Consider the following 8,500-nt stretch of genomic DNA (forward strand, 5'->3'; position numbering starts at 1 on the left):
TCACATAGAGTGTAGCTTATTCAGTTACGGCTGTAGCACTAAGAGGCCTGTGTCACAGAAACGAGAAAATCCCTTGCCTGCTTGGTGACAAGCCCCGCATCAAAGCGACCCGCACAATAAGCCTTAACGAGCCCCCCCTCACTCGTCATTCCACATATATCTGGGGCGAAAGTATGTTCAAGATAACCTAGGAATTGTTTAAAAGCCGCTATCTGATCGGAATCGTCAAGGGCACCCGCGGCAAGGATACACTCTCGGTACTGCGGAAATAGTCTCTCGAGACGAAAGTACATATGTGCGAGCTCCACACGCCTGGGCAATTCAATTCCAATCCGACAGATGCAAAAACCTACCGTGACGAATTTCTGCTCGCCAAAGCCTTTCTCAACCCCTACCAAGGCCACTGCATCGTCACCAGAAGTGAACATGAGATCGCCTAAGCGTGCAAAGTTCTTCTTCATGAGAATCTCATGAATCCCTCTCTTGAATTCAGCCCCTTTCATTATTTTCCCGCTCGATAGACGTCAACAACAGATGTCCAAGGTTCGCCCGTTACCGTTTCAAGTTCCTTTCGATACCCCTCGACTTGACGCTCACCACGAGCAACAGCACGTGCGTTATCGGGCTTCAATTCACGAACCTCCCGTCTTCCCCAGTTCACCGCATCAGGTTTTTTTCCACTCGGTAGCGTAACCTTAGTATCGAACCTTTCACCAAGGGCTGTTCCGTAATTACCGTGAGCACGACGCCCCACAGCTGCGGCAGCACTTTCTCCTCCGCGTCTTGTCGTCACAAGCAGCGCCGCACCCAACAACCCGGTGTCCGGCCCGGCCCCGACCACCGTAAAGGTATTGGCAATGTCGAACGCGATCAAGCCATATGCCACCACTTCAACGCCGGTGTCGACGACACTACGGGTGACGGCGCCGACATCGGCGGCGGTCGAGGGTGCCTCCATCACGCTTCGGGTATCGAAGTAACCGCTGGCGAAGTTCTTCGAAATGAGCGCTATCTCAGCCGACGCCAGCCCCGTGGGATCACTGAAGTTGACCGGATTATTCCCCACATACGCATACAGATTCAGGTCATCCCGCGTACCAATCGGATCGGTCTGCAGGAACCTCCCCAGCGCCGGCGAGTAAAAGCGTGCCTTGTAGTAGTAGAGATTCAGCCCCCCGAGGTACTGCTGCCCGGTGTAGCGAAAGCGCACGCCGGTGGTGACGTTGGGCTCGCCGTAGGGGCCGTAGCTGTAGATCGCCATGCTGTTGCCCGCCGCATTCGCCTGGCCGACGATGCTGCCCAGGTGGTCGGCGTACAGCCATCGCTTGTTCGTCGTGGTGGTACCTTCGTACCACACCAGCGGCTCGTCGATGCCCGGGCCGTGCACGTAGCGGCGCAGCAAGGCTCCCGCGCTGTTGTATTCGGCCACCAGGTCCACGCCGTCGTAGGCAAGGTCGGTGGTAGTGCCCGCGAGCACGGTGCGACGCAGCCGTCCTTCGGCGTCATAGGCGAGGGTGGCGCTGTAGCCGCTCTTGTTAGCGGTTTTGAGCTTGTTGTCGGTATCGAACGTGTAGGTCCAGATGCCGTCACCGGTCAGGTTGCCCTGGGCGTCGTAGGTGATGGTGGCACCGGCTGCCGTGGTGTATTGGTTCAGGCGGTTGCTGGTGTAGTTCTTGGTGCCGTTGGCGTAGCCCGCCCACTGGTAGAGGTTGTTGGTCCAGCTCTGGCCGACGATCTCCTGCACCTGGTTGCGGGTGTAGCTATAGGTGAGATCCTGCGCGCTGCCGGTGAGGTTGTGAGCGAGGCTCGCGAGCGCGCCTTGCGGGCTGTAGCCATAGCTCGTGGTGGTGCCGTTTTGCCCAAGGTGACGGTGGTGCGCCGGGAGAGGTCGTCGTAGGCGTAGGTGGCAAGGTTGGTGGTGCCCAGCTCCTTGATGGCCGTGGGGCGGTTCATGGCATCGTACGTGGTGGTGACGTAGAAGCCACCCTCGGGCCAGGTGAGCCGGGTGCGGTTGCCGGCCGGGTCGTACTGGTAGGCGAGCACCTTGGTGCCTGCGGTGGTGCTGGTCATGCGCCCGGCCGCGTCCCACACGTAGCTGACGGTGTGGCTGTTGTTGGCGTACTTGGCCTGGGTACGGCGGCCCAGCAGGTCGTAGGTGAAGGCGACGTTGTCGGCGCTGGTGGGGTAGCTGCGGGCGGTGAGGCGGTTCAGATTGTCGTAGGCGAGCGTGACGGTCTGGCCGTTGCGCTTACGGTGGCTGGTGAGGTTGCCTGCGGCATCAAAGGTGTAGTGCTCGTAGTCGGTGGTGGACGAGGTGTTGGCGGTGGTGGGGTGCGGGTAGCGCAGCCTCACCTGCCGGTCGTGACCATCGTACTGGTAGGTGGTGCGATTGCCTTTGGCATCGGTGAGGGTGACCGGCAGGCCGTTGGTGCTGTAGGTGTAGGTCGCGTAGGTCTGCGCCAGTGCGGTGCCCACGGCACGTTTGACTTGCTTGACGCTGTTGTCGGCGTTGTACACCGTCTCGGTGATGCGGTTGCCACCTTGGGCGGTGGGCAGGTTCTCGGTGACGCGGATGAGTCGGTCGAGGTTGTCGTAGGCGTAGTCGGTGACCGCGACCGGAGCGGCGGCACTCGGGCAGGTGGTGGCCGCGGCGGTGACCCCGGGGCCCCAGGACTTGAGCACCTTGCCGGTGGCGGTGTAGGTGTTGCAGCTGACCAGCCACTGACTGCCGATTTGCGCCGCCGTGCGGATCACACGGCCATCGGCGTCGAAGGCGAAGCGGGTCTGCTTGCCCAGGGCGTTGGTGGTCTGCGTGACCCGGCGCTGGGCGTCGAACGCGTGTGTGGTGGTATCGGTGACGTCGGTGCGCGGGCCGTTGACCTGGGTGAGGTTACCTACGGCGTCAAAGGTGAAGGCGGTGGTGAGGTTGAGTTTGCCGCTGCCCGAATCCACGACAACGGTTTGCGGCACGTATTTGTTGGCCGCATTGTAGGCGGTGGTGGTCACCACCGTGCTGCTGGCGTTGATCTTGCTCGTCTGCGACGTCTGCAGGTAGAAGGTCGGGTAGCCGCTGGCGGTAAACGCGGTGTAGCCGTAGGTGGTCTGCGGCTGCACCCCCGCGGGGTCCGCCGGGGCCGTGACCGCGAGCGGGTTGCCTTGCGCGGTGTAGGTGTAGGTGGTGGTCTTGCCGCGCGGGTCGGTGGCGCTGGCGACCTTGTTGAAGGCGCTCTCGTAGGTGAAGCTGCTGGTCAGTGTCGCCAGGCCCGAGCCGGGTTTGGCGAGTTGGCGCACCTGGCTGATGTTGTGGGTGCAGCGCTTTTGCGCAGCCGCGCACGGGGCGTCGTGGTAGGTGTACTCAACGGCGTTACCTTCGGGGAACACCTTGCGGGTGAGGCGCCCGTGGCCGTCGTAGGTGTTGGTGGTGACGCGCCCGAGCGGGTTGATCGATTTGAGTTGTCTGCCGAAGGCGTCGAAGTAGGACGCATTGCTGACGCCGCCCGGGCCGACTTCCTCGGAGCGCGAACCGGCAAAGTAGTAGGTGTAGAGCTTGCCCGCGGCATTGGTCTGGGTCTGCACCCGACCCAGGGTGTCGTAGACGTTGGTGGCAAACGCGATCGTCGGGTTGCTCGGGTAGAAGAACTTCGTCATCCGCCCCGGCAGGTCGTACTGGTAGGTGGTGATCTTGGCGGTGGCGTCGGTGTAGCCGGTAAGGTTGCCGCTGCCGTCATAGGCGTAGCTGATGCTGCGCGTGCCGTCACCGACCGCGCTGATGCGCCCGCCCGTGTAGGTGAAGTTCAGCACCCGGCCAAGGCTGTTTCTCACCTGGGTGAGTTTGGCTCCGCTGTAGGTGAACTTGGCCTGTATGCCGCTGGGGTGGGTGAAGGTCGCGAGCCTGCCCGCGCTGTTGAAGACGAGGAGCGCCCGGTTGACCGTCTCGTAGCGGTAGGTGCCGTCAGTGTGCTTGGTGAGCCGCGCGGCGTTGCCCGGGGGTGGGTTGTAGCTGCCATCGGGCAGTTTGACGAACACTTCGCCGTTCAGGCCCTGCTTTACAATGACCGTGTTGTTGATGATCTGGTCACCAAACCAGCGCTGGCCCAGCGTGGCGATCACCATCTTGTCCAGCGGCTTGGCTGCATCGGTGAGCAGGTCGAGCGCGACGAGCTTCTCGACCAGCGTGGGCACCGCGTCCAGCGCCGAGTCCTCGCCCATGCTTTGGAACCCATCCGAGCCCACCGTGGCGCTCGCCGCCAGGCTGTGCGTCCAGCCACGGCCGAGCGGGCCGTCCTGCGTGCGGGAGTTAACCACCGACGTCGATATTCGATCCTGGCCCCTTTTCTGCTGTCAACCCCGAGGACAAGGGCAGCAGCAAGGAGACCTCGGGGGCAAAAGTAGGACATGACCCCAAGGCCCGCGTGAGGCCGTCGAGCGGCTTAAGCAAGAGGCAAGACGACCCCGACTTCACTGTTACGTGAAAACACTAGCTGCCTCTTTGGCCGCTCTATCGCGCAGCATCGTACAAGTTGGGCCGTATTTGCCAAGATCGCCCCCAATAGCTTCAACTTCCAGCAAGTCTCGAAGTTGTCGGCCAAGTTCCCGTTGCACTGTTGGGCTACCAAGAACCTCTCGCTCACCATCGACGCTTGACGCATCGATATTGAACTGCCGAATCACATAGTTGTCGGTCGCCTCATACGCGCGCTGCGCAGCCCATACGGCATCCTGGCGCTCTGCCGAGAGCAAGAACCTCAAACAGTACGCGACTGCCGCAGCAGCATCCTCGGCGTATGGGCAACCAACCACATCGGCCGCACTCTCGTCTGGTATCTGCTCCTCGCAGCTACGCAACGCCGCCAATGCGCCTTCTCTGTCAACGCGCCGAGACACAACGCATACCCAGATGTAGTTCAACAGCTCGCCAATAGGCATTGACTGCCGTTGCTCGACTAGTCGCCGCCGGGAAAACCTTTCGAACTCTGGCAAAAGCCGTCCGGCACAAGCGGCCACACAAGCGGCAACACCCCAAGAGTCAACGCCTCCGGCAGTTATCTTGTGAGCGATATCGTTGAAGGTCAGCGGCGACATACAGAAGCATTGCGCATAGCGATCATCTTCATTAGTGCAAGAGCGATCATGCGCGATGTCAGCTCACTCGACATCAACGGGACACCCTGGCTCTCGCTCACTTCTTGCCTACCCCACTCAGAAGATTCCAAGTGCCGCCCACAGTCGCGCCTCCAACGAAGGATTGACCCAAAGTACTGCCCGGCCACACTACTGATGTGCCAGATATCTGCCCACCAGTGGCTCCGATAAACGCTGTACAAGAGGGGCAAATAGTTCGAGTGGTCTCCATTGCAGTTAGCTTGGCCCCCTGTTGCTGAGCTTGCTGAATCGCGGTTACTTCGGCGTGGACACCCGCTTGTTTCGCCGTATCTAAGCCAAGGCTCCGCGCGACTTCCCGTTGTGCAGGCGTCAAGTCTCGGGCGCCACCGGCAACTATCCGGCCTTCGGATGTGCTGAGTACCGCTGTCGTCCTACGCCCTTGCGCGATAGGATCCAGGACCCCGTGAACTCGGTTTGCCTGATTCGCCAAGCCAGCGGAACGAGCGCTCTGATACAGCGCAGTTGCCTTGCTTGCCAAGCCGGCACCAACTGCGCCCAGCGCGGCATCAACTGCAATTGCTTTGGCGTCGAATACGGCGTCCCAGTTTCCGCCGGAACTGATATACCGGATCGCACCTCCCATCAACACGCTCGCTCCACCACCAACCAGAACGTTTACAAACTCCCCGCTCGGGTCCGTCGCATTAATCGGATTATTCCCCACATACGCATACAGATTCAAGTCATCTGCCGTACCAATCGGGTCGGTCTGCAGGAACCTCTTGGAGAGATGGGATTTGGAGTAAGCGTTGGAATCGTGGGACTGCGTGGGCTTGGGCGCGCGGGTGATGTAATCTATGATGCCGCGAAGAGAGCCCTCTGGACGTCAACCAGATCGCAATCTGTTGCTGAGAACGCTTTCAGGCACTTCAAGGATCACGGTGCCGATTTTGGCGCCAAGAATGCAGTCGACTACGTGCGTAAAGCAGAACATTTCTTGCACAACCCGACGGCCGGAGTTCTATCGAAAACCCGAGCAAATGGCGATGTGGTGCGATTCGATCCCGCGACGAATGCCTTCGGGGTAATGGACAAGACAGGCGCGCCACGCACGTTTTTCAAACCCGATCCGGCGAAGCACGGATATCCGACGAACTTGGACTACTTCAATGCCCAATGATCACTTTGTTTGTCGTGTGTGCGGATACCGATCTGAGACCCCACCTTGGGGCGAAGATGGACGGACTCCGCTATATGACTACTGCCCCTGCTGCGGCGTCGAGCATGGGTATCAGGATGCCACCGTCAGTGGTTCACGCGCGTTCAGAGAGCAATGGATCAAGTCAGGAGCACAGTGGAATGAAGCGGAAGCGATGCCCGCCAACTGGACTTTGGAGGAGCAGTTAAAGCAGTTGCCAACAGAGTTTCAATAGTTACCGCAAAGGGAGCAACCGATGCCGGTCGAGCACGTAAGCGTGCCCGAGAGTTGGCCACCGGCAAACTGCTCAAAGCGTGGGGCCCGGCCGTCACCGCCGCGGCCACCACGTGCCCGAGTGCCGCCGCCCCCGTAGCGGTCACCGACTACGCCTACGACGACCTCGACCGCTTGATCCGCGTCACCGAGAACCTGCCCGCGGGCGAGGGCGGCAACCGCATCACCGAGACGGCGTACAACGCCGACGACAGCGTGCACAGCGTCAATCGCGCGGTCGGCACCGCGCTCGCGCAGACGTACGCAACATACACCTACAGCACCAACGGCCTGCCGGTGACCCTCACCGACGCCAAAGGCAATCGCACGACCTATGAATACGACGGCCACGACCGGCAGGTGAGGCTGAGCTACCCGCACCTCAGCACCGCCAACACCTCGTCCACCACCGACTACGAGCACTACACCTATGATGCCGCGGGCAACCGCACCCGGCTCACCTGGCCGGAGACTGCGTTCTACGTCACCACCACGTACGATGCCATGAACCGCCCGACCGCCATCAAGGAGCTGGGCACCACCAACCTTGCCACCTACGCCTACGACGACCTCTCCCGGCGCACCACCGTTAGCTTAAGCAACGGCACCACCACGAGCTATGGCTACAGCCCGCAAGGCACCCTCGCCAGCCTCGCTCACAACCTCACCGGCAGCGCGCAGGATCTCACCTATAGCTACACCCGCAACCAGGTGCAGGAGATCGTCGGCCAGAGCTGGACCAACAACCTCTACCAGTGGGCGGGCTACGCCAACGGCACCAAGAACTACACCAGCAACCGCCTGAACCAATACACCACGGCCGCCGGGGCCACCATCACCCACGACGCCCAGGGCAATCTGACCGGTGATGGCATCTGGACCTACACGTTCGATACCGACAACAAGCTCAAAACCGCCAACAGGAGCGGCTACAGCGCAACCCTTGCCTACGACGCCGAAGGACGGCTGCGCCGCACCGTGCTCGCGGGCACCACCACCGACCTCGCCTACGACGGTGTGGATCTCGTGGCCGAGTACAACAGCACGGGAGCCTTGCTGCGCCGCTACGTGCACGGCCCGGGCATCGACGAGCCGCTGGTGTGGTACGAAGGTACCACCACGACGAACAAGCGATGGCTGTACGCGGACCACCTGGGCAGCATCGTCGGCCAGGCGAATGCGGCAGGCAACAGCATGGCGATCTACAGCTACGGCCCGTACGGCGAGCCCAACGTCACCACCGGCGTGCGCTTTCGCTACACCGGGCAGCAGTACCTCGGGGGGCTCAACCTCTACTACTACAAGGCACGGTTTTACTCACCGGCGCTGGGGAGGTTCCTGCAGACCGACCCGATTGGTACGCGGGATGATCTGAACCTGTATGCGTATGTGGGGAATGATCCGATTAATGGCAGAGATCCCAGCGGACTTTGGGTGGAAACTGCTTGGGATGTTGCGAACATCGGAATTGGAGCTGCTTCACTTGCGGGCAATGTCAGTAGTGGGAATTGGGGCTGGGCTGCTCTTGATACGGTGGGCTTGGTGTACGATACAGCTGCAACAGCCGTGCCTTTCCTGCCGGCCGGTGCGAGTGCAGGTCTCAAATCACTGCGTGCGGGGAATTCGCTACGAACCTCGGTTAACATCGGCACTGACACGATCGCTACCGCGAATGTTGCCCATAAGGTTACCAGTACGGCGCCTACTGTCAGTTCGGCAGCGCGCCAAGGCACGCTTTATCATGATGCAGTGGGTCAGGCCCTTACGCAGAGCGGCAGTCTGAGTTCCCAGGCTCACAACGCATTCACTGGTGTGGGGCGCGCACGCGGTGGCCCCGACGTATCTTGGAATGGCTCTGGGATGTGGCTTGACTTGACCACGCAGGGAAGCTGGTCGAAACACGTCCGCCAGTATGGTGCTCTGTAT

At 61.0% G+C, this 8,500-nt stretch carries 7 protein-coding genes; 2 read left to right on the top strand and 5 right to left on the bottom strand.

The features are described from left to right. Positions 1-38: 38 nt before the first annotated feature. The 5 genes from LQ956_RS07375 to LQ956_RS15095 all read right to left on the bottom strand — a co-directional run bounded on the left by LQ956_RS07375 (position 39) and on the right by LQ956_RS15095 (position 5,845). Entirely contained in the window at positions 39-461 is a 423-nt protein-coding gene (locus tag LQ956_RS07375; protein WP_238629683.1) for a hypothetical protein, read from the bottom strand. A 41-nt stretch (positions 462-502) separates the two neighbouring features. Next, complete coding sequence (locus tag LQ956_RS15065; RefSeq protein ID WP_238629684.1) at positions 503-1,744, bottom strand: RHS repeat-associated core domain-containing protein; 1,242 nt, start codon at positions 1,742-1,744, stop codon at positions 503-505. Continuing rightward, positions 1,651-4,305 (bottom strand): hypothetical protein, encoded by a 2,655-nt coding sequence (locus tag LQ956_RS15000; protein ID WP_347402217.1) that lies wholly within the window; start codon positions 4,303-4,305, stop codon positions 1,651-1,653. Before LQ956_RS15000 ends, LQ956_RS15065 begins: the two co-directional genes overlap by 94 nt. Before the next feature lie 159 nt (positions 4,306-4,464). Further along, positions 4,465-5,082 (bottom strand): DUF416 family protein, encoded by a 618-nt coding sequence (locus LQ956_RS07400; RefSeq protein WP_238629685.1) that lies wholly within the window; start codon positions 5,080-5,082, stop codon positions 4,465-4,467. Positions 5,083-5,179: 97 nt separating this feature from the next. Continuing rightward, complete coding sequence (locus LQ956_RS15095) at positions 5,180-5,845, bottom strand: RHS repeat-associated core domain-containing protein (RefSeq protein WP_430733402.1); 666 nt, start codon at positions 5,843-5,845, stop codon at positions 5,180-5,182. Between the two features lie 75 nt (positions 5,846-5,920). Here LQ956_RS15095 and LQ956_RS15100 point away from each other — a divergent pair, with 75 nt between their 5' ends. Both LQ956_RS15100 and LQ956_RS07410 read left to right on the top strand, forming a co-directional pair. Beyond that, the gene (locus LQ956_RS15100; RefSeq protein ID WP_430733403.1) at positions 5,921-6,283 is read left to right on the top strand and encodes a hypothetical protein; all 363 of its coding nucleotides are present in this window, start codon (positions 5,921-5,923) and stop codon (positions 6,281-6,283) included. A 306-nt stretch (positions 6,284-6,589) separates the two neighbouring features. After that, a partial coding sequence (locus tag LQ956_RS07410; RefSeq protein ID WP_238629687.1) for an RHS repeat-associated core domain-containing protein occupies positions 6,590-8,500 on the top strand: 1,911 nt, incomplete at its 3' end.

The organism is Ectothiorhodospira lacustris (genome assembly GCF_022227845.1).
In the GTDB taxonomy this organism is placed as follows: domain Bacteria; phylum Pseudomonadota; class Gammaproteobacteria; order Ectothiorhodospirales; family Ectothiorhodospiraceae; genus Ectothiorhodospira; species Ectothiorhodospira lacustris.